The sequence below is a fragment of the Rhizobium sp. TRM95796 genome (assembly GCF_025779995.1).
Taxonomy (GTDB): domain Bacteria; phylum Pseudomonadota; class Alphaproteobacteria; order Rhizobiales; family Rhizobiaceae; genus Rhizobium_E.
The window spans coordinates 464,035-481,309 of the sequence record NZ_JAOXHE010000005.1; the positions used below are offsets into that span (position 1 = coordinate 464,035).

Genomic DNA, 17,275 nt, shown 5'->3' on the forward strand with positions numbered 1-17,275 from the left:
GTAGAACTTGAAACACGATCATTGACGCTTTCCGCGGAAAGTCAAACTTTACGCGTTTTCAGCCGATCTTTTGCGGCTTCAGAGCGCGCCGATCGACTTCAGCTTCTTCAGGACCGCGTCCGAGGGTTCGCCCGTCACGGGCAGGCGATAGGCTTTTTCGAACGAGCGGATCGCCGCTTTGGTCGCCGCGCCCGCCTTGCCGTCCACGGCGATATCGCCATAGGCGAGACCGACCAGGGCTTTCTGGATCAGCATCACCCGCTTGACCGGCGCTTCTGCCGGCGCCTCCTTCGCCTTGTCGGCATGGGCGGTCTTTTTTGCAGGCTCCGGATAGGCGGAGGCGGGAATGGGCACCGAGCCCGTCTCGTCCATGGCGCGGATGAGGTCCGCCACGTCGTCGCTCTTCTTAACGCTGGCGGTCTTCGACTGATCCGGCGGCGGCGACGCGTCGGCGACGGCCGCGCGGGCCGCTTTCATGCGGTCGAGCAGCGCCTGCGAGGCTTCGCCGGTCGCTTCCAGCCCTTCCGTCTCCTGATAGAACTGGATCGCGGCCACGGTCTTCGGTCCGTTCACGCCGTCGGCGGGACCGTCATAGAGGTTGAGGCCGGTCAGGGCTTTCTGCATGTCGGCCACCAGCGGCGAGGCCGCCGGCTTTGGTTGCGCCGCGAGATCCTCCTCACGCTGGATGCGGAACGTGGTGACGCCGGTTTCCGCGGCGGGAGCCCGCGCCGCGTCGACGGCCGCGGCGGCGTCGCCCCGCGTCGCCATGAAGGGCGACGGGTGATGCGGCTGATACCACAGCGCATTGGCCGCGACGAAACTGAACACGACGGAAAAGATCGCCACGCCCGAGATCAGCCGGGGATAGCGCGCGATGAAGGAGACGCCTGACAGCCAGGCGCTCCGTTTGCGTTTGGCCGGCGCCTTGCGGGCGGGGGCTTTCTTCGTCTCAGGCGATTTTCGCTTCGGCGGCGCCATTGAGCGTCTCCTCTATCGTCTGTGTCCGGGCGCGCTCGATGAGGCGCGGCGGAAATTCGATGGCGTTGTCGGCGCCGTCCTCGCCCTCGAAAGGCAGGATGACGGTCGCCTTGGTGCCGGCCCCCACTTCGCTTTCGATCGCGAAGGAGCCGCCATGCAGGGCCACGAGACCCTTGACCAGCGCAAGGCCGAGGCCTGCGCCTTCATATTGACGCGCATAGGTGCTGTCCACCTGCACGAAGGGCTGGCCGAGTTTGCCGATCTTGTCGGGCGCGATGCCGACGCCGGTGTCAGAAACGGTGAGCACGAGTTTTTCGCCGGCTCGGGCGGCGTCGATGGTCACCACGCCGCCGGCTTCGGTGAATTTGATCGCGTTGCTGGCGAGATTGATCAGCACCTGCTGGATGGCGCGACGGTCGGCGCAGACGTCGCCCAACTGGCGGGCCACCCGCGTCGTCAGCACAACGCCCTTGGCGCGGGCGGCGAGCGACAGCATTTCCTCGGTGGCGGACACGGCGTCGCCGATATCGAACGGTTCCTTGACGAGATCGTAGCGGCCGGCTTCGATCTTGCTCATGTCGAGCATGGCGTTGACCACGGCGAGCAGATGCTTGCCGGAACGGTTGATCAGCTCGCAATATTCCTTCTGCTTGTCGTTTTCGAAGCGGCCGAAATATTCGCCGGTGAGAATGTCGGAAAATCCGAGGATGGCGTTGAGCGGCGTGCGCAGCTCATGGCTGACGGCGGCGAGAAAACGGGTCTTGGCCTCGTTGGCGCCGAGCGCCTCGTCGCGGGCGCGGGCGACCTCTTCCTCCAGCGCCGCCTCCTGGCCGCGATCGGTGATCTGGGTGACGAAACCCGACAGCGCGCCGTCTGCGTCGCATTCGCCGACGAAGTCGATGCGGACGGGACGGTAGTGGTTTTCGAAGCCGCCGACGGCGAACAGCACGTCGGCGCGGGCGCGGGCCGCGCCGCGGCGCAGGTCGTCGACCGCCTGGAGATAGCCGATGCGTCCGGCCACATGCACGCGGTCGATCACCGCATTCGGCTGGATGCGATCCGGCGAGAAACCGAAAGCCTGCGCGTCGGCGCCGGCGACGGAAAGGAGGCCGCCCGAGCGATCGTGGCGGGTCACAAGGCCCGGCAGGCGCGCAAGCGACGACGCGGGCGACGGAGCGGCGGCGACGGTCTCGGCCTCACGTCCGGCTTTGAACTCCGGGCGGATCTCGCGCAGCGCCAGCGCCAGCGTCATCGAGGCGGCGAACAGCGCGGCCGAAGCCGGCAGGGACGCCGCGAGCGCGACGCCGGCCAGCTGCATGCCGGCCAGGCAGCCCAGGCCGATCGCGCAGGACGCGGCCAGTCTGAGGCCAGGCCGGGGCAGGGCCCCGTCGCCTGTCTCGCATACGCGTCCGATCATGTGACGCGCCTTGCCGCCGATGTCGCTCAATACTCTCAAAGCTTGTGGCCTTCATTAGCCCTTGGGAACTCTCAGTCCGGAAAATGGCAGCGTCGACTTAAGGAAAGGATAAAAACGAACCCGGAACAGCCGCCGCGACGGGCGAAAAGTCCAGAAAAGGCACAGATGCGGCCAACTTCGAAAATCGTGGTTAACAGCACGTAATTGCTGGCGTTTTCGGCCTTCCGCGGCGGGAGTTAACCTTTGTGGCGGCCAGGTCCCCCTCAATCGCCTGTATTTCCGGGACGGGCCGCCACGAAGGTTAACGGCGATCGGTCGAATTCGAGACAAATGCAGTTCAAGATTGCATAAATGTCGAAAAACTCAAATTCGCTGCAAATTCGACTCGATTCCTCCCCTTTGCCGTAATGGGACGTCAGCATGACCGGGCTAGGGTCTGGTCATCGCCGGACAGATGGGCCGGCCCGAAGCGACGAGACCGGCGACAGCCGGCGGACACGACAAAACCGGACGCGACAAGATCCGGAATGAAACAGGGCAAGGAACAAGGCTATGTGGTTTCTCTTGAGAACCGCCTTCTGGTTTTCGATGGTGCTGGTCATGCTGCCGATCTTCGATCAGGAAGCGAGCGACCGCCTGAAGAAAGAGGAAGGCGTCGAACTCACCGATGCATTCGGCGCCGCCGCCGGCGCCATCACCTATATGGGCTCGCTCTGCGCGGAAAAACCCGATGTCTGCGTCAAGGGCGCCGAGACCGTCTCGACGCTGGGCTCCAGAGCCAGGGAGGGCGCGCGGGTGGCCTATTCCTATCTCGATGAAAAATTCGCCGACCCCGCCCAGCTCGCCGCCGCCGACAGCGTGACGACCGGAACCGTGACATCGGCCGCAGCCGCCCCCGAGGCCGGCGCGCAAGCCGGGACCGCCCGCCACATCCCCATCCCCATCCCGACCCCGCGCCCCGCGCCCTGACCCGACCGTCTATTCGCTGCTCGCTACCCGCTATTCGCTACTCGCTATTCACCCATTCCCCCTTCGCGGCCGCGCCATGACCGGCTCCGCCGCGCTGCCTGAAGCGCGCCTCGCTTCTTTTCATGCCCCGCCTCGTCCTCGTGACGCCGCCGCGAAGCCCAGCGCTTCGCGGCTTTTTCTTTGCCCCGATCGCGCCGGACAACCCCCTGCCACGGCTTTTCAAGGCCGCCCCGAACGCCTATATCGGGCGCAAAGACAGGGATCAGCATCATGGCCGCCATCGACGACATCATCAGCGACTTCGCCTTTCTCGACGATTGGGAGGATCGCTACCGCTATGTGATCGAACTCGGCAAGGCGCTGCCCGATCTGCCCGAAGAGGACCGCACGGCCGACAACAAGGTGCGCGGCTGCGCGAGCCAGGTCTGGCTGGTCAGCGAACCGGGCGAGGGCAAAGACCCCGTGATGACCTTCCGCGGCGACAGCGACGCCCACATCGTCCGCGGCCTCGTCGCCATCGTGCTCGCCATCTACAGCGGCAAACACGCCTCCGACGTCGCCAAACTCGACGCGCTCGACACGTTCAAAGAGATCGGCATGATCGAACATCTCTCGGCGCAGAGGGCGAACGGGCTGAGGTCGATGGTCAACCGTATCAGGGAAGAGGGCGTGAAGGCGGCGGGGTGAGGGTGTCTGCGGAAGACGACGTAGCTTCCAATGAACGAGCCGGCTTTCCTGCGTTGGGCGCACTCTATTTTGCGCTGCAAGACGCGTCGAAGTCGGCGATGGCCTTGCCCGTCGCCTTTCCTGTCATGGAGACGCCGGTTTCAAGGAAGCCGATGATCGAGACTTCCGATGGTGGCGCATGCCCGAACCACCGGCTGATTGTGGCAATCTGATCGCCGGTGAGCGGCGCCGAGATCAACGTATCCGGCTCATCGAGGTTCTTTCGCCAGAAGAGATAGCCGCCCCAGGGATCGTCCTTGCCCCTTTCAGCCAGCGTCCACTTCAGATCCATTTTCTGCTCTATGGTTTCGACATAGAGGAAGGCGTCGTCCTTGTTCCCCTTTCTGTAATCATCTCTAGGTCCGGGGAGGCGGGTCGAAAGCAGAAGATGCCGCGCAGCGCTGGTTGTGCAAGCGAGATATAGGCTGGCGGGTGTCTGGTCTTCGTTGTTTTCAGCAATTACTATCTTTCTGGAAACAGATTGTATTGCGGCAACGGAGTCTGCCCCATTGGGCGATCGACTATGTGTATCAGTTGCAAGCGCCAAAACCCAAGCCGCAGCGATGGACAATCGGGATGCTCGGTTCGTCAAATTTCATTCTCCGCGCGTTTTGCAACCTGATCATGCTAATCTGAGTTGCGCCGTCAAGCATGGACCGCGTTCCGCTCCGCATCTGGGGTTACGCCAGGTCGCGGTAGGTGAAGGCCACACATTGAAAATCGTCCAGCTGGATATGTTCGTTAGAATAAAGGTCGACGGAGAGGCAATTGGCGATCAAACTCTCGCCCGATCAAGCAGCGCGAATTCCCTTGAAGCGCCCTCCGTGCTATGATGGCCGACATGACGGGTTAGCTCAAACAGCGGGAGACCGGCAATGAATGCTCATGCGATTACCGTGCGCGCCGCCTGGGATGGCGAGGCCGACGTCTGGTTCGCCACGAGCGACGACATCGACGGTCTCGCCGTCGAGGCGGAGACCATGGAGAAACTGGAAACCAAGGTCCTCGCCGCCGTTGCCGATCTCCTGGAACTGAACGGCTCCTGCGTGAGAATATAGCAATTTGAAAATTTAAGTGATGCGGCCAATCTCAGTGATAAAGTTAACATTGGCTGCTTCTTGTCTAAAAGATTTCCGGTGAAAATTTATCCTCTGATCTTGAACTAAGGCCGGAGATATTGTGAATCTTTCCTCTGTAATCCGAGGGGTTTTTTCGTTGAAAACGCGATATTGAACAATCAGACCAAGCGCCACTATCAGAGGAGCATCATCATCCAATGTAAGAGTGGTTTGCCTCTGCAACGTTTTTGTACCGCCAGGTGCAATTATCAGGCCTCCCTCCTCATTTTCATCGAATTGTTCAGCAGAAAGCTGTTCGGATAGGCGATTCATAGATTTTCTGAAGTCAGGATCTGTCCATCCATTCCCTGCTTCGGAAATCATAAAAGCTCCTGTAGCGGGCGAGTTTCCAGAGTTAAATATGCTGACTTTAAACTCTAAAACGATGTCTATTTTTTTGTTGTCCGAAAAGATCTCTAGCGATGTTTTCTCGATGTTTGTAAATGATAGCCAAGCCCGCTGCTCACTCGTCCAAGCTTCTCTGGTTTCTTTAGCAGCTCGTTCCGCGATTTTGGTGCTTTCGAGCGCTGCCTTCGTGGTCTTGCGCGTCTCCTCAAATGTAAATCTGATATAGATAAGGCCGATAATCGCTATTCCGAGCGAAGCGTAAGATAGGACAACCGCCCAACGGGCGGATCTGGCCATAGACTGTTGAGCCGCTAAGTCAGCTAATGATCCGCCTGTCAGACCATCAATATTTGACTCACCGAACGACAGGCCCATAAAGAAAAATAGGCCACACAGAACAACGGCAGTTGCAAAGTTAACGAATTTCATCTGTTTAGGTCCTGCAAGAGCAATTCTCCATCCAGTTCGCCGAGCCTGTCCAGAGCTTCCCTGCGGCCTTTGTCGCGGGCGCGCTTGTAGTTGAACAGGTGATCTGCCTGAATGCGTCTGTGCCGTCCGGTCAGCGAATAGGGAATGTCGCCGCGATCGAGCAACGAGATCAGATAGGGCCTGGACACATTGAGGATATCGGCGGCCTGCTGCGTGGTCAGCAGCTGCGTAACCGGCACCAGCGTGACGGCGTCTCCTTTGCCGATATGGCGAAGGACATCCATCAAGAGGCCCGACAGTCCCGGTGTCAGAACGATCTCCGTCGCCGCCTGTCCGTCGTTGACGACCCGCAGCGTCGCATTGGCTTTGGATTGAGCGGCGATGATCTTGCGCAACTGGTTCGCTGCTGCGCGTTCCTGTTCGGACGGCAAGCGTCCGCCCAGCTCTTGGGCGTTTGCAGGAAGGGTCATGTCTCTCTCCGGTTCGCCTTGATCAACACGAATAGACTAACTCCTATTCGAAATATTCGCAACAACCCGATCGATCTGACAGTTGCGCGCTCCTCGCTGCTCCCTATTGGCTATTCGCTATTCGCTATTCGCTATTCGCTATTGGCTATTCACCCCCTCCCACCTGCCCGATAATGCCTCTCCAGCGCCAACAGCGCCGTCTTCAGCATCAGCTTGGCCGATCTTGCCGGCCATTGGCGTTCGCGCTCTACCGTCTCCAGCCCTTTCTCGAAGCAGCAGACGTCGAGCGCCACGCCCGAAAGCTCGGGGCCGATGGCGGTCAGCGCGCGGGCGACCCGCAGCCGGGCGGCCACCACATTGTCCTTGAGCTCCACGCCCGCGCCGGGCGCGGCCTTGACGCGGTCGCCGAAGCGGGGCTCGTAGCTCGGCGTGATCTTGGGCTGCAGCCCGGCGAAGTGGAAATCGCGCGCCAGCCGCTCGCCGGAGGCGAGTGCGGCGTCGGCAAACCACGGCGCGCCGGATTTGTCCTTCATGCGGGCGAATTGCGAAAGCGGGCTTTCGGCGGCGTTGATGCGCACAGGCTCCGCCGTCTCGCCCTCGACGAGAAAGCCGATCTCGATGGCGCGATGCTGGTCGAGCATCGCCTCTTCGCGGGCGGCGCGCCGACGGCGCAGGAAGGAGCGGGCCTCAAGCGTGGGGGCCACCAGGCCGTTGCGATCGACCAGCAAGCCGCGGCTCCCGGCCTCGGTCGCCACCGGCCTCGGGAAATCGGCCACCCGGCCGTCGGGATGGCTGAGCCGCAACGCGCCGTCGGCTTTGTCGGGGGCGAGGTCCGCGCGGCAGCCGGCATTGCCGAGAAAGCGGAGCAGCTTTTCGATCTCTTTCATCGTGTCGATCCCGCTCATCGGCCTCACCCCTTGCGGCCGATGGGCGTGAAGACGCCCGAGGTCACCGTCTCGATCGCCGTCACCAGCCGGTCGAAACCGGCCTCGTCCCGTCGGTCCTCGACGCGGGCGCAGGCGTGCCCCACCGTGCTGCGGTCGCGGCCGAAGCCGCGGCCGATCTCGGTCATGGTCATCTGCAGCACCACATGGCAGACATACATGGCGATCTGCTGCACATGGCTCATGGCGAAGCGGCGGTTGCGACCGCGCTGCGGCTCGTCGGAGGTCAGGAACATCATCTCGGTGGCGATCGTCGCCACCACGCCGGAGACGCTGCGCGGCGAAATCTCGGCGCGCTGCCGGCGGCGTCGGGCGCGGCGGGCGAGCCTGCCGGGGCCGGGGCCGGCAGAGGCGACGAGGGCCGTCTGGTCCCTGCCGCGCGCGCGCCAGTCCGACAGGCGTTGCTCCAGCCGGGCGGCCACATGCGGCTCGCAAAACAGGCTGGTGATGTCACGGTCTTCGGTATCGCTCATCCGTATCGCTCCGATCAAAATAGGTTAATTTTCCTATTCATAGCGTACAATCCAGACGTTGAAAAGATAGGCGCGCAACCGATCGCCGATTCACAGGGCGGAACCGGGCTAAGTATTTGAAATCAATTGTAGGAAAAATTTCCTTACTCGGAAACGAAAAAGGCGGCCCCGAAGGACCGCCCTGTCATCTGACGCATTGGGCGCCGTCGGCTCAGGCGCGCTTCTTGCGGCCCTGGCCGAGGCCCATTTCCTTGGCGAGGCGCGAGCGCGCTTCGGCATAGGCCGGGGCCACCATCGGGTAGTCTGCCGGAAGCTCCCACTTTTCGCGATAATCTTCCGGGGTCATGCCATAATGGGTCATGAGGTGGCGCTTGAGCGACTTGAACTTCATGCCGTCTTCGAGGCAGATGATATAGTCGTTGTGCACCGACTTCTTGATCGGCACCGGCGGCTTCGGCTTTTCCACCACCGGAGCGGCGGCTTCCGCCGTCGCCGTGTTGGACAGCGCCGTATGCACGTCGGCGATGAGGGAAGCGAGGTCGTTGGCCGGCACCACGTGATTGCCGACATAGGCGGCAACGATTTCCGCGGTCAGTTCGACCAGCAATTCCTTGTTTCCCGCATTGGCTGCGTCGTTCATTCTTGTTCTCCTGATCGATCCACTTGCCCTGCTTCAGTTTCTTTCGAACCAGAAGCGATCATCAGAGCCATGCCCGGCGAAGTATAGGTTTGATGGCCTGGTCGCTACCCCTAGCGCTTCGACCAATATGCTTCGACGACTTCCATTCCGTGAGCGGATAGATCCGCTCTTCAGTCCTGTCGTTCATGCAGCGCCTTGCTTGAGCCTAGCGTCCCCCATGAGGATTGGACTGAACTGAATCGGAATATGACTCTTGTTTTGCCGATTAACATCTTTCCTTGGCATTTCCAATATATTTTTACATATTCTACACAATCAGCAAAAACTTGCCGTTACGTCATCCCGTAAAATGGAAACCAATCTTAATAGAGCCTTACATAAGCTATAAAAAATTCTCGACTTGCAGTTTTGTGGTGGAACTTTTTCGCTTGTTCTTCGTTTGAAGCGGCTTGGCCCGATTTCGATCGTTTCTGGCCCGCTCGTAGAAATTTTACGGCAATACTGACCCCGCCTGATGCACGTCGCTCAGTCCGCTTTCGTCTCCTCGATCGCGGCGCGCGCGCCCTCGTCGAGGACCGGCGGCCGGAAGCCCGCCTTGATTGCGGCGCGGGCCAGCAGATGGGCGGAGATCGGCGCCGTCAGGAAGAAGAACAGGATCGTCGCCGCCACCTTGATCCAGATCGAGCTTTCGTCGGCCCTCAGCGCCACGGCGAGCAGCAGCAGGCTCGATCCCGCCGCCCCCGCCTTGGAGGCGGCGTGCATGCGGGCGAAGACGTCGGGCAGCCGCAGCAGGCCGATCGCCGAAATCAGCGCGATCACGGAGCCGATGATCAGCAGCGCCGACGCCGCCAGCGTGAGAAGCGTCTCGGTCATGGCGCGATCTTCTTTTCGACCTTGTCGATCTGCGCCCCGCCGCGCCGTCCTTCGGGATCGCCGGCGAGCTGCAGGTAACGGGCGAAGGCCGCCGTGGTCAGAAAGCCGGTCAGGCCGAGCGCCAGCGCGATGTCGACATAGAGTTCGAAGCCGGTCTGCACGGCGATCACGGCGATGAAGCCGATCGCCACGCCCACCAGCTGGTCGAGGGCCAGCGCCCGGTCGGCCAGGGTCGGCCCGCGCAGCACCCGCAACGCGATCAGCGCCATGGCGGCGATGAGCATGGCCAGGGCGAAATGCACCGAATGCGTGAGAATGTCGGCAGCGGTCATGGTTCGAAGGCCTCCTTGATCAGCCGCTGGAAACCGGTGACGATATCGTCGCGGGTCGCGTCTGGATCGGGCGCGTCCACCGCATGCACCAGCAGATAGCTGCGGTCTTCGGCCACGTCCACCGTCAGCGTGCCCGGCGTCAGCGTGATGAGATTGGCGAGAAGGGTGATCTCGGCGTCGCGGGTCAGCGTCAGCGGCACGGTCAGCAGGCCGGGCTGGAAGCGCATGCTCGGCGAGGTCACCAGCCGCGCCACCCGCCACACCGACAGCGTGAACTCTTTCAGAAAGACCAGGATCAGCTTGCAGATGCGCCACAGCCTGACGCCGTAACGCAGCGAGCCCGAGGCGCGCGGCAGCAGCGACAGCACGACGGCGCCGACGAAAAAGCCGATCAGCAGCGAAAGCCCGGACGGCAGGCCGGAAAAGGCCGTCGCGGCGAGAATGATGGCGAGGTGGGCGAGGGCGGCCTTCATGGGCGGTCCCCCATCAGCGCCGAGCCGATATAGGCGGCGGGATCGATGAAGCCGCGCGCGGCGAGATCGGCGATATCGGCCGCCGGCGCCGGCCAGAGGCCGATCGCCAGGCTGAGCGCCGCCATCGCCGCCGCCGCGCCGGTCATCATCCGGTGATCGGGCGCCCTGTCGGCGGCGATCTCGCCGGGCCGCCAGAAGGCGAGCAGCATCACCCGCCCCGCCGCAAAGCTCAGCAGGAAGCCGGAGACGAGAATGGCCGCGGCCAGCCCGTCGTGATCGGCGGCGAGCGCCGCCTTGACCAGCATCGCCTTGGGCCAGAAGCCCGACAGCGGCGGCAGTCCGGCCAGCCCGAGTAGCAGCAGGCCGGTGATCACAGTCAGCCCCGGCGCGGCCTTGTAGAGCCCGCCCAGCTTGGTCAGCGAGGACGCTCCCGCCCGCGTCGTCATCACGCCCACGGCGAAATAGAGGCCGGACATCACCAGCATCGAATGCAGGAGGTAGAAATAGGCGCCCGACAGGCCGGCCTCGCCGCCGATCGCCAGCCCCGCCAGCGCAACCCCGATGCCGGCGACCACCCAATGGCCGAGCGCGCGCTTGAGGTCGTCGCTGGCGATGGCGCCGATCGCGCCGGCCAGCATGGTCAGGCCCGCCACCGCGCCGATCACCGGCGACAGGGCCGCGCCTTCGGCCGGCATCAGCATGGCGAGCACCCGGATCAGCGCATAGACGCCGACCTTGGTCAGCAGGCCGGCGAACAAGGCGGCGGCCGCCATGCGCGGCGTGTGATAGGAGGCGGGCAGCCAGGCGTTGAGCGGAAAGGCGGCCGCCTTCATGCCGAAAGCGGTGAGATAGAGCGCCGCCAGCGTGCCGAGCGGCAGATCGCCCTGATCCTTGGACACTTTTACGGCGATGTCGGCCATGTTGAGCGTGCCGAACAGGGAATAGAGATAGCCTGTGGCGATCAGGAACAGCGTCGTGCCGACCAGATTGAGCAGGCCGTATTTCAGCGCTCCGTCGATCTGCTCCTTCTCGCCGCCCAGCACCAGCAGGCCGAAGGACGAGATCAGCAGCACCTCGAACCAGACATAGAGGTTGAACACGTCGCCGGTCAGAAACGCCCCGGAGACGCCGGCGATCAGGAACAGCAGGAAGGGATAAAAGCCGTAGCGCCGGTGGTTGAGGTCGATCTCGTCGAGCGCAAACACGGACGCGGCTAGCGTCACCACGCCCGCGACCAGCGCCAGCCCGGCGCCGCCGACATCGACGGTGAAGGCGATGCCGAACGGCGGCAGCCATTGGCCGAGCGCCAGCGTGACGGGGCCGTTGACGGCGACATGCGCCAGAAGCGCGATCTCCGCCAGAACCATCAGCGCCAGCGTGGCGAGCGCGATCGGCGCATGCCAGCCGATCCTGCGGCGGATCGCGGTGAGAAGCGCGCCTGCGGCGAGCGGCAGCGCCACGGGCAGGATGGCCAGCCAGGCTTCGGGCGCGACGTCGGGCGCGTAGACTTTGGTCAGGTCGATGCCGGCGGCGGCGGCGAGCAGCGTCTGCATGTCAGTACTCCCTCGGCGGAAGGGCCGCGTCGGCCGGCTCGGAGAATCGCAGCGACGTGGTGTCGTCGGTGTCGAGCGTCTGCCGGGCGCGATAGGCCAGCACCATCAGGAAGGCGAAGAACGAGAAGGAGATCACGATGGCGGTCAGGATCAGCGCCTGCGGCAGCGGATTGGCCGCGGTCGAGGGCAGCACGTCGCCGCCCGTGATCACCGGCGGGATCTCGCGCGTCATCCGGCCGGCGATGAACAGCGTCAGGTTCACGGCGTTGCCGAGCAAGGACACGCCGAGCATGATGCGGATGATGCGGCTCGACAGCATCAGATAGATGGCGGCGGTGAAGAACAGCCCGGCGAGCAGGATGAAGGGCGCTTCGGTCATGGGTCCTCCCGCTCCTCGAGCGCGAGCAGAATGGTCGAAAACGCCCCGAGCACCACCAGATAGACGCCGAGATCGAAGCTCATCACGGTGGAGAGATCGACGCCGGCGACGTTGAACCACAGGCCGGTCATGAACGGCTTGCCGGCGAGCCAGGAGACCAGGCCCGACACCGTCGACAGCAGCAGGCCGCCGCCGGCGATGGTCATCGGATGCGCCTTCAAGGCCCGGCGCGTCGCCTCCACTCCGAAGGCCAGCGCGTAGAGCGCGATCGCGGCGGCCGCCAGCAGCCCGCCGATGAAGCCGCCGCCCGGCGCATTGTGGCCGCGCAGCAGCACGAAGACGGAGAAGACGATCATCAGCACCGTCAGGAACGGCGCCATGGTCTTGAGGATCACGGAGTTCATGCGCGCTCCTCCTCGCGATCGGGGTCATTGTCGGCGGGCGGGGCCGCCAAGGGCCGCAGGCGGATCAGCGCCAGGATCGCGAGTCCGGTGATCGTCACCACGGCGATTTCTCCCAGCGTGTCCGAGCCGCGGAAATCGACGATGATGACATTGACGACATTGGCTCCATGCGCGAGCGTTTTCGAATAATCGCCGAAGAAGGCCGACAGCGTGGCGTCGAACGGCGTCTCCAGCGTCTTGAGCAGATAGAGCGCGAAGCCCAGCCCGCAGGCCACGGCGATCGTCGCGTCGAGCGCGATCTGCCTGATGGGCCGGTGGTCGCTGACGTCGAGCCTGAGGCGCGTCATGATCAGCGCCAGGATCACCACCGACAGCGTCTCGACCATGAACTGGGTGAAGGCGAGATCCGGCGCGCCGAACAGGAGATAGAGCACCGCCACCGCAAAACCCTGGATGCCCAGGGACACGATCGCCGTCAGCCGGCTTTTGGCGGCCAGCACCGCATAGAGGCCGAAGATGGCGATGGCGATGAAGCCCGCTTCATGCGGTTGCAGATCGCGCGGCCAGGCGGGAATTTCGGGCCATTCGCCATGGATCGCCATGGGCAGCAAAAGACTGGCTGCGATGAAGGCGAATACGGTGGTGAGATAGAGCTCCAGCCGCCCGGTCTGCAGCCGGTTCAGGGCGGCATGGCTGGCGGTCACCACCAGCGAGACGAACTGGTCGAAGCCGCGATCGGGCCCCCAGCCGATCGCCACGAGCAGCCGCGCCATCAGCCCGCGCAACCCGTCGAGGCCCCACAGCATGGCGGCCGCCAGCACGAGCGTCAGAACCGACAGCGCGAAAGCGAGGCTGACATGCGGCAGCGGCGAGGCGTGAACATTAAGCGCCGCGCCCGCCGCGGAAGACGCCATCGGGCTCGAAAACAGCTGATGGAACGGCCCGGCCGCAAGCCCCGAGACCAGCCCGAGCGCGGCCAGCGCCACCGGTCCGGCCATCAGCAGGACAGGTCCGTCGTGTGGGTGTTTCGGCGTCTTCTTCTCGGCGCCGAGGAAGGGCAGGAGCGCGATCGCGAAGCCGATCGCCCCCATCATCGCATTGCCTGCGATGGCCGCCAGCAGCGGCAGCGCCCGCCAGCCGCCTTCGGTCAGCGCCGCATAGATCTCTTCCTTGGCCATGAAGCCCGCAAACAGCGGAATGCCGGCCATCGAGCAGGCGGCCAAGAGCGCCGCGCCGAAGGTGATCGGCATCTTGCCCCGAAGGCCCGTGAGCTGCGTGATGTCGCGCGTGCCCGTCTCATGGTCGATGACGCCGGCGATCATGAACAGCGCGCCCTTGAACAGCGCATGCGCGATCAGATAGAGCGCCGCCGCCTCGATGGCCTTGTCCGAGCCGATGCCGGTCATCATGGTGATCAGTCCGAGCGAGGCGACCGTCGTATAGGCAAGCATCAGCTTGAGATCGGTCTGTTTCAGCGCCAGCGCCGCCCCGATCACCAGCGTGACGCCGCCGAACAGCGGCAGGACGATCTGCCAGAGCGTGGTGTCGCCGAACACCGGATTGAGCCTGAGCAGCAGATAGACGCCGGCCTTCACCATGGTGGCCGAATGCAAAAACGCCGACACCGGCGTCGGCGCCTCCATGGCGTTGGGCAGCCAGAAATGGAAGGGAAACTGCGCCGATTTGGTGAAGGCGCCGATCAAAACCAGCACCAGCGCCGCGCCCGCCCAGGGATGCGCCGTCACATCCGCCGCCTTGGCTGTAAGCCCCGATAGCGTCGTCTCGCCGCTCATCACCGTCAGCGTCATCACGCCGGCCAGCAACGCCAGCCCGCCGCCGCCGGTCACCAACAACGCCTGCAGCGCGCCGCGCCTTGAGGCGGCCCGCTCGTGATCGAACCCGATCAGCAGGAAGGAGGCGATCGAGGTCATCTCCCAATAGACGAACAGCATCAACAGATTGTCGGACACGACGACGCCGAGCATGGCAAACGAGAACAGCAGGATAAAGGCGAAGAACCGCCCCTGCTGGACATGCCCCTTCAGATAGCCGCCGGAATAGAGCACGATCAGCACGCCGATGCCGGAGATCAGTAGCGCGAAGGTCAGACCCAATCCATCGAGCCGCCAGGCGTAATCGAGCCCCATCGCCGGCGCCCAGCCAAACCCGCCCGTCACAGCCGCCCCGCTTGCAACCTCGGGCAGATGGCTCGCAAAGATCAAAAACGGCGCCGCCAAGAACAGCATCAGCGGCCAGGCGGCTTTTTCCTGCAACCCCCGCGTCAAAGCGGGCGCAACGAGCGCGCCCAGCAAGGGCAGGAAAAGAGCGGCGGTGGTGAACCCGTTCGCTGACACTATCTCGGCGTCTCCCCATTTCATCGGTCGCGGCTAGAAATAGGGGGTAAATCTCGACGGCGCCAGCAAAAACGGGGAATGAACCCGGTAAACTCGGTCTGACGCGATTGTGATCAGGGTTTTGTCCACAGCAGCTGTGTCGATCAACGACTGCGCACTCGCCCGAGAGCATCGAGAACTTTGACGCGCGCCGCCGGCGATCCGCGATATTCATCCACTGACGATCGCCCGCGTCGATCCTTGACCGTCACGACGCAATACCGGTCCAGACCTGCTCCGCCGAAGCGGACCTTTAGGGCGCCAAAATCCGCGACGTCGACCTTATGACGGCGGCAAAGCTCGGGCAATTCCTCGCGGTAACGTTCAATCGCCGCCGCCAGCGAAGCCGAAACTCTGCCGCCGGCCGTTTCGCCGCTCAGAAAATCGACGTCTATAAATCCCTCTTTCGAGGCCGCAGCTTCGCCGTGAATATCCATGTCATACATGCCGATCATAAACCCGCACCCGGAGCTCAGAGAATCCGCGAGATTGTGGGCGATCGATGTGAGGTGTGCGAGTTTGGGCATATGGAGGTCCTGATACATCGGCAATTTATTGAACATTTCTCGCCTTAAATGGCGCGCAGCACTGCGTCAGTGCATAAGATCAGCCCGCGCTCCCAAAAACACCCCACGCAATCCGCCATGCTCCGCTCCGAGGCCGTCGATGCAATAGCTGTTGAGGAACTGCCGTCCGGCAAACAGCCTCCGGTCCGTCTCCGTCAGTTCGGCCTGCTCACAGATCCTGCCCCATTCCGCGGCGATCGTCTTCAGTTGCGCCCCGATGATTCCTGTGGCGTCCTTGTCGTTGATCAGAAAATCAGGCGCCGCATCGAGGCAGCTCTGCAGCGTGCTTCTGCGATCGTCGCCCTTGATCAACATGGCCTGCGTCGCTTCGTTGCCGGTCCGGCCCTGCGGGCAGATGTCATAGGCTGGGGTCAGGGTCAGCGTGCTGCCGTCCCAGAAGGCGGCATGGTTGCGGGCGTGGTCGTCGGTATTGCCGCAGAGAATATTGAAGACGATCCGCCCGAAGAGCTCACGAAGCGCCGCCCTCGGTTTGGCGAAGCGGTGGCGGATGAGTTCGGCAAGGTCTTGATAAGACGCGTAACGGGCCATCATTTCGTCGAGGCCGAGCATCGTCAGCGCCGACACCATGGCGGTGCGCCGCCAGCCGTTCTCCGCCTTGACGCGATCGAAGCGTTCGATCAGCAGGACATCCTTGCCCGCCGCCGTGATCATCGAGACGGGCGCAACGTCGAGACCGCAGCAGGCGGCCAGCGTCATGGCGAGGAATTCCGCCTTCACGACGCTGTAGAGATCGGCGCTGGAGGAGAATTTCGCGATGAGTTTGCGTTCGCCGTGATCGATCAGGGCTTTGGGGCGCGCGCCGCCGATCGAGGTGCCATGGTTGATGGCCTGGTCGAGAGCCGGCGTCAGCGACGCGCCTCTTTCGATGCGCTCGGCGGCCTCCAGCAGTTCCCCATAAGAAGCTTCAGCCTTGAGGCGGGGAACATAATCCGTGGCGGACTGCTGGAAATCGAGCGCGCCGATGCGATCGGATCCGGATTCGAGCAGATAGATGAGTTCGGTAATCTCTGCGCTGTCTGTCGCCTTGGCGCCCATGAGCCGGTTGAGGATGACCCGGCGGCCCCAGGCGTCGGGAGACCCGTCGCGCAGGCTGCCGGCCATGGCGAGACCGGGAGGCGGGGCGATCAATCCGCGCTCGAGCGGAAGTTCGGGCGCGTAGATCGGGATGGCGTCGGGTCGGGCGAGATAGCTGGCGCCGTAGTTGAAACCATAGACGGCGCCGTCTGCCGCCATACGCCCGGCGACGACGGGATCCGTCTTTCCTGGCAACCAGATCCAGACAAAGGCCTCCTTCGGGTTCTTCGGCCTAGAAGTCATCGTCGACCTCCTGCTTGCCATGGCGAACGCTCTTCGGCAGCAGCGTGAGTTTTTCGTCGAGGCGGGCCTCCTGAAGCGCGAGGATCTTGTCGTCGGCGTCGAACAGGCGAACGCCCACCAGAGCGGCGACTTCGAACACCACTCCCACTTCAGAGCCGCCCTCGCCATTCTCGATCGCTCGGAGCGTCTTGCGGGATATGCCGGCGCGCTCGGACAATTCCACGGCCGTCATCCCACGCTCCAGGCGGTTCGCGCGAATGAGCTTGCCAAGGATCGACAGCGCCTGTTTGGTCATGCGCGAATAGCTGCGGATCCGTTTCATGTCAGTCCTACAATATGAGCATTTAAATGCCCATGAGCGTCTATATGGCTCTTTAAGCGCCCATCATGCGCCAGCATTGGCAAAGTTTCAAGCGGTTCGGCGGCAGAGCGGCGTTGCGTCGCCTTGATCG

General features: G+C 63.3%; 21 protein-coding genes. 3 read left to right on the plus strand and 18 right to left on the minus strand.

The window, feature by feature from the left end:
• Positions 1-78 precede the first annotated feature (78 nt).
• Both OCK01_RS13695 and OCK01_RS13700 read right to left on the minus strand, forming a co-directional pair.
• The gene (locus tag OCK01_RS13695) at positions 79-978 is read right to left on the minus strand and encodes a peptidoglycan-binding domain-containing protein (RefSeq protein WP_263824399.1); all 900 of its coding nucleotides are present in this window, start codon (positions 976-978) and stop codon (positions 79-81) included.
• Positions 950-2,395 (minus strand): sensor histidine kinase, encoded by a 1,446-nt coding sequence (locus OCK01_RS13700; protein WP_263824400.1) that lies wholly within the window; start codon positions 2,393-2,395, stop codon positions 950-952. The genes OCK01_RS13695 and OCK01_RS13700 overlap by 29 nt, the downstream gene beginning before the upstream one ends.
• 552 nt (positions 2,396-2,947) lie before the next feature.
• On the opposite strand from OCK01_RS13700, the gene OCK01_RS13705 reads away from it, so the two are divergent.
• Together OCK01_RS13705 and OCK01_RS13710 are read left to right on the plus strand one after the other, a co-directional pair.
• Positions 2,948-3,364, plus strand: coding sequence for a DUF5330 domain-containing protein (locus OCK01_RS13705; RefSeq protein ID WP_263824401.1), 417 nt, complete (start codon positions 2,948-2,950; stop codon positions 3,362-3,364).
• Positions 3,365-3,634: 270 nt separating this feature from the next.
• Positions 3,635-4,051: a SufE family protein gene (locus tag OCK01_RS13710; RefSeq protein ID WP_263824402.1), complete on the plus strand. Its 417-nt coding sequence runs from the start codon at positions 3,635-3,637 to the stop codon at positions 4,049-4,051.
• Positions 4,052-4,115: 64 nt separating this feature from the next.
• Here the strand turns inward: OCK01_RS13710 and OCK01_RS13715 are convergent, their stop codons facing one another.
• Positions 4,116-4,661, minus strand: coding sequence for a hypothetical protein (locus OCK01_RS13715; protein WP_263824403.1), 546 nt, complete (start codon positions 4,659-4,661; stop codon positions 4,116-4,118).
• A 304-nt stretch (positions 4,662-4,965) separates the two neighbouring features.
• On the opposite strand from OCK01_RS13715, the gene OCK01_RS13720 reads away from it, so the two are divergent.
• The gene (locus OCK01_RS13720) at positions 4,966-5,148 is read left to right on the plus strand and encodes a DUF1902 domain-containing protein (RefSeq protein ID WP_263824404.1); all 183 of its coding nucleotides are present in this window, start codon (positions 4,966-4,968) and stop codon (positions 5,146-5,148) included.
• Positions 5,149-5,160: 12 nt separating this feature from the next.
• On the opposite strand, the gene OCK01_RS13725 is transcribed toward OCK01_RS13720, so the two are convergent.
• The 15 genes from OCK01_RS13725 to OCK01_RS13795 all read right to left on the minus strand — a co-directional run bounded on the left by OCK01_RS13725 (position 5,161) and on the right by OCK01_RS13795 (position 17,145).
• Positions 5,161-5,985 carry a hypothetical protein gene (locus OCK01_RS13725; RefSeq protein ID WP_263824405.1) on the minus strand — a complete coding sequence of 275 codons (825 nt, stop codon included), beginning with the start codon at positions 5,983-5,985 and terminating at the stop codon, positions 5,161-5,163.
• Positions 5,982-6,455 (minus strand): helix-turn-helix domain-containing protein, encoded by a 474-nt coding sequence (locus tag OCK01_RS13730; protein WP_263824406.1) that lies wholly within the window; start codon positions 6,453-6,455, stop codon positions 5,982-5,984. The genes OCK01_RS13725 and OCK01_RS13730 overlap by 4 nt, the downstream gene beginning before the upstream one ends.
• Positions 6,456-6,604: 149 nt before the next feature.
• The gene (locus tag OCK01_RS13735; RefSeq protein ID WP_263824407.1) at positions 6,605-7,360 is read right to left on the minus strand and encodes a DUF6456 domain-containing protein; all 756 of its coding nucleotides are present in this window, start codon (positions 7,358-7,360) and stop codon (positions 6,605-6,607) included.
• Positions 7,361-7,365: 5 nt separating this feature from the next.
• Complete coding sequence (locus tag OCK01_RS13740) at positions 7,366-7,872, minus strand: helix-turn-helix domain-containing protein (protein ID WP_263824408.1); 507 nt, start codon at positions 7,870-7,872, stop codon at positions 7,366-7,368.
• 211 nt (positions 7,873-8,083) lie between these two features.
• Complete coding sequence (locus tag OCK01_RS13745) at positions 8,084-8,512, minus strand: MucR family transcriptional regulator (protein ID WP_182826953.1); 429 nt, start codon at positions 8,510-8,512, stop codon at positions 8,084-8,086.
• A gap of 525 nt (positions 8,513-9,037) precedes the next feature.
• Positions 9,038-9,385: a monovalent cation/H(+) antiporter subunit G gene (mnhG, locus tag OCK01_RS13750; RefSeq protein ID WP_182826952.1), complete on the minus strand. Its 348-nt coding sequence runs from the start codon at positions 9,383-9,385 to the stop codon at positions 9,038-9,040.
• On the minus strand, positions 9,382-9,717 hold the full coding sequence (locus tag OCK01_RS13755; protein WP_182826951.1) for a cation:proton antiporter: 336 nt from the start codon (positions 9,715-9,717) through the stop codon (positions 9,382-9,384). Before OCK01_RS13755 ends, mnhG begins: the two co-directional genes overlap by 4 nt.
• Positions 9,714-10,190 (minus strand): Na+/H+ antiporter subunit E, encoded by a 477-nt coding sequence (locus tag OCK01_RS13760; RefSeq protein WP_182826950.1) that lies wholly within the window; start codon positions 10,188-10,190, stop codon positions 9,714-9,716. The genes OCK01_RS13755 and OCK01_RS13760 overlap by 4 nt, the downstream gene beginning before the upstream one ends.
• Positions 10,187-11,743 carry a Na+/H+ antiporter subunit D gene (locus OCK01_RS13765; protein WP_263824409.1) on the minus strand — a complete coding sequence of 519 codons (1,557 nt, stop codon included), beginning with the start codon at positions 11,741-11,743 and terminating at the stop codon, positions 10,187-10,189. Before OCK01_RS13765 ends, OCK01_RS13760 begins: the two co-directional genes overlap by 4 nt.
• Position 11,744: 1 nt before the next feature.
• Positions 11,745-12,122, minus strand: coding sequence for a Na+/H+ antiporter subunit C (locus OCK01_RS13770; protein ID WP_182826948.1), 378 nt, complete (start codon positions 12,120-12,122; stop codon positions 11,745-11,747).
• The gene (locus tag OCK01_RS13775) at positions 12,119-12,526 is read right to left on the minus strand and encodes a Na+/H+ antiporter subunit B (RefSeq protein WP_263824410.1); all 408 of its coding nucleotides are present in this window, start codon (positions 12,524-12,526) and stop codon (positions 12,119-12,121) included. The genes OCK01_RS13770 and OCK01_RS13775 overlap by 4 nt, the downstream gene beginning before the upstream one ends.
• On the minus strand, positions 12,523-14,904 hold the full coding sequence (locus OCK01_RS13780; RefSeq protein WP_412179009.1) for a putative monovalent cation/H+ antiporter subunit A: 2,382 nt from the start codon (positions 14,902-14,904) through the stop codon (positions 12,523-12,525). Before OCK01_RS13780 ends, OCK01_RS13775 begins: the two co-directional genes overlap by 4 nt.
• A gap of 119 nt (positions 14,905-15,023) precedes the next feature.
• Complete coding sequence (locus tag OCK01_RS13785) at positions 15,024-15,446, minus strand: hypothetical protein (protein WP_263824412.1); 423 nt, start codon at positions 15,444-15,446, stop codon at positions 15,024-15,026.
• A gap of 66 nt (positions 15,447-15,512) precedes the next feature.
• Positions 15,513-16,823: a type II toxin-antitoxin system HipA family toxin gene (locus OCK01_RS13790; protein WP_263824413.1), complete on the minus strand. Its 1,311-nt coding sequence runs from the start codon at positions 16,821-16,823 to the stop codon at positions 15,513-15,515.
• Positions 16,813-17,145, minus strand: coding sequence for a helix-turn-helix transcriptional regulator (locus tag OCK01_RS13795; protein WP_263824414.1), 333 nt, complete (start codon positions 17,143-17,145; stop codon positions 16,813-16,815). Before OCK01_RS13795 ends, OCK01_RS13790 begins: the two co-directional genes overlap by 11 nt.
• Between the last annotated feature and the right edge of the window lie 130 nt (positions 17,146-17,275).

Bases quoted from the DNA above. Each gene is read 5' to 3' on its own strand.
- OCK01_RS13705 (WP_263824401.1), top strand. From the start codon at position 2,948: ATGTGGTTTCTCTTGAGAACCGCCTTCTGGTTTTCGATGGTGCTGGTC.
- OCK01_RS13785 (WP_263824412.1), bottom strand. From the start codon at position 15,446: ATGCCCAAACTCGCACACCTCACATCGATCGCCCACAATCTCGCGGAT.
- OCK01_RS13770 (WP_182826948.1), bottom strand. From the start codon at position 12,122: ATGACCGAAGCGCCCTTCATCCTGCTCGCCGGGCTGTTCTTCACCGCC.
- OCK01_RS13745 (WP_182826953.1), bottom strand. From the start codon at position 8,512: ATGAACGACGCAGCCAATGCGGGAAACAAGGAATTGCTGGTCGAACTG.
- OCK01_RS13775 (WP_263824410.1), bottom strand. From the start codon at position 12,526: ATGAACTCCGTGATCCTCAAGACCATGGCGCCGTTCCTGACGGTGCTG.
- OCK01_RS13760 (WP_182826950.1), bottom strand. From the start codon at position 10,190: ATGAAGGCCGCCCTCGCCCACCTCGCCATCATTCTCGCCGCGACGGCC.
- OCK01_RS13730 (WP_263824406.1), bottom strand. From the start codon at position 6,455: ATGACCCTTCCTGCAAACGCCCAAGAGCTGGGCGGACGCTTGCCGTCC.
- OCK01_RS13720 (WP_263824404.1), top strand. From the start codon at position 4,966: ATGAATGCTCATGCGATTACCGTGCGCGCCGCCTGGGATGGCGAGGCC.
- mnhG (WP_182826952.1), bottom strand. From the start codon at position 9,385: ATGACCGAGACGCTTCTCACGCTGGCGGCGTCGGCGCTGCTGATCATC.
- OCK01_RS13795 (WP_263824414.1), bottom strand. From the start codon at position 17,145: ATGAAACGGATCCGCAGCTATTCGCGCATGACCAAACAGGCGCTGTCG.
- OCK01_RS13725 (WP_263824405.1), bottom strand. From the start codon at position 5,985: ATGAAATTCGTTAACTTTGCAACTGCCGTTGTTCTGTGTGGCCTATTT.
- OCK01_RS13735 (WP_263824407.1), bottom strand. From the start codon at position 7,360: ATGAGCGGGATCGACACGATGAAAGAGATCGAAAAGCTGCTCCGCTTT.
- OCK01_RS13700 (WP_263824400.1), bottom strand. From the start codon at position 2,395: ATGATCGGACGCGTATGCGAGACAGGCGACGGGGCCCTGCCCCGGCCT.
- OCK01_RS13765 (WP_263824409.1), bottom strand. From the start codon at position 11,743: ATGCAGACGCTGCTCGCCGCCGCCGCCGGCATCGACCTGACCAAAGTC.
- OCK01_RS13755 (WP_182826951.1), bottom strand. From the start codon at position 9,717: ATGACCGCTGCCGACATTCTCACGCATTCGGTGCATTTCGCCCTGGCC.
- OCK01_RS13710 (WP_263824402.1), top strand. From the start codon at position 3,635: ATGGCCGCCATCGACGACATCATCAGCGACTTCGCCTTTCTCGACGAT.
- OCK01_RS13780 (WP_412179009.1), bottom strand. From the start codon at position 14,904: ATGAAATGGGGAGACGCCGAGATAGTGTCAGCGAACGGGTTCACCACC.
- OCK01_RS13790 (WP_263824413.1), bottom strand. From the start codon at position 16,823: ATGACTTCTAGGCCGAAGAACCCGAAGGAGGCCTTTGTCTGGATCTGG.
- OCK01_RS13740 (WP_263824408.1), bottom strand. From the start codon at position 7,872: ATGAGCGATACCGAAGACCGTGACATCACCAGCCTGTTTTGCGAGCCG.
- OCK01_RS13695 (WP_263824399.1), bottom strand. From the start codon at position 978: ATGGCGCCGCCGAAGCGAAAATCGCCTGAGACGAAGAAAGCCCCCGCC.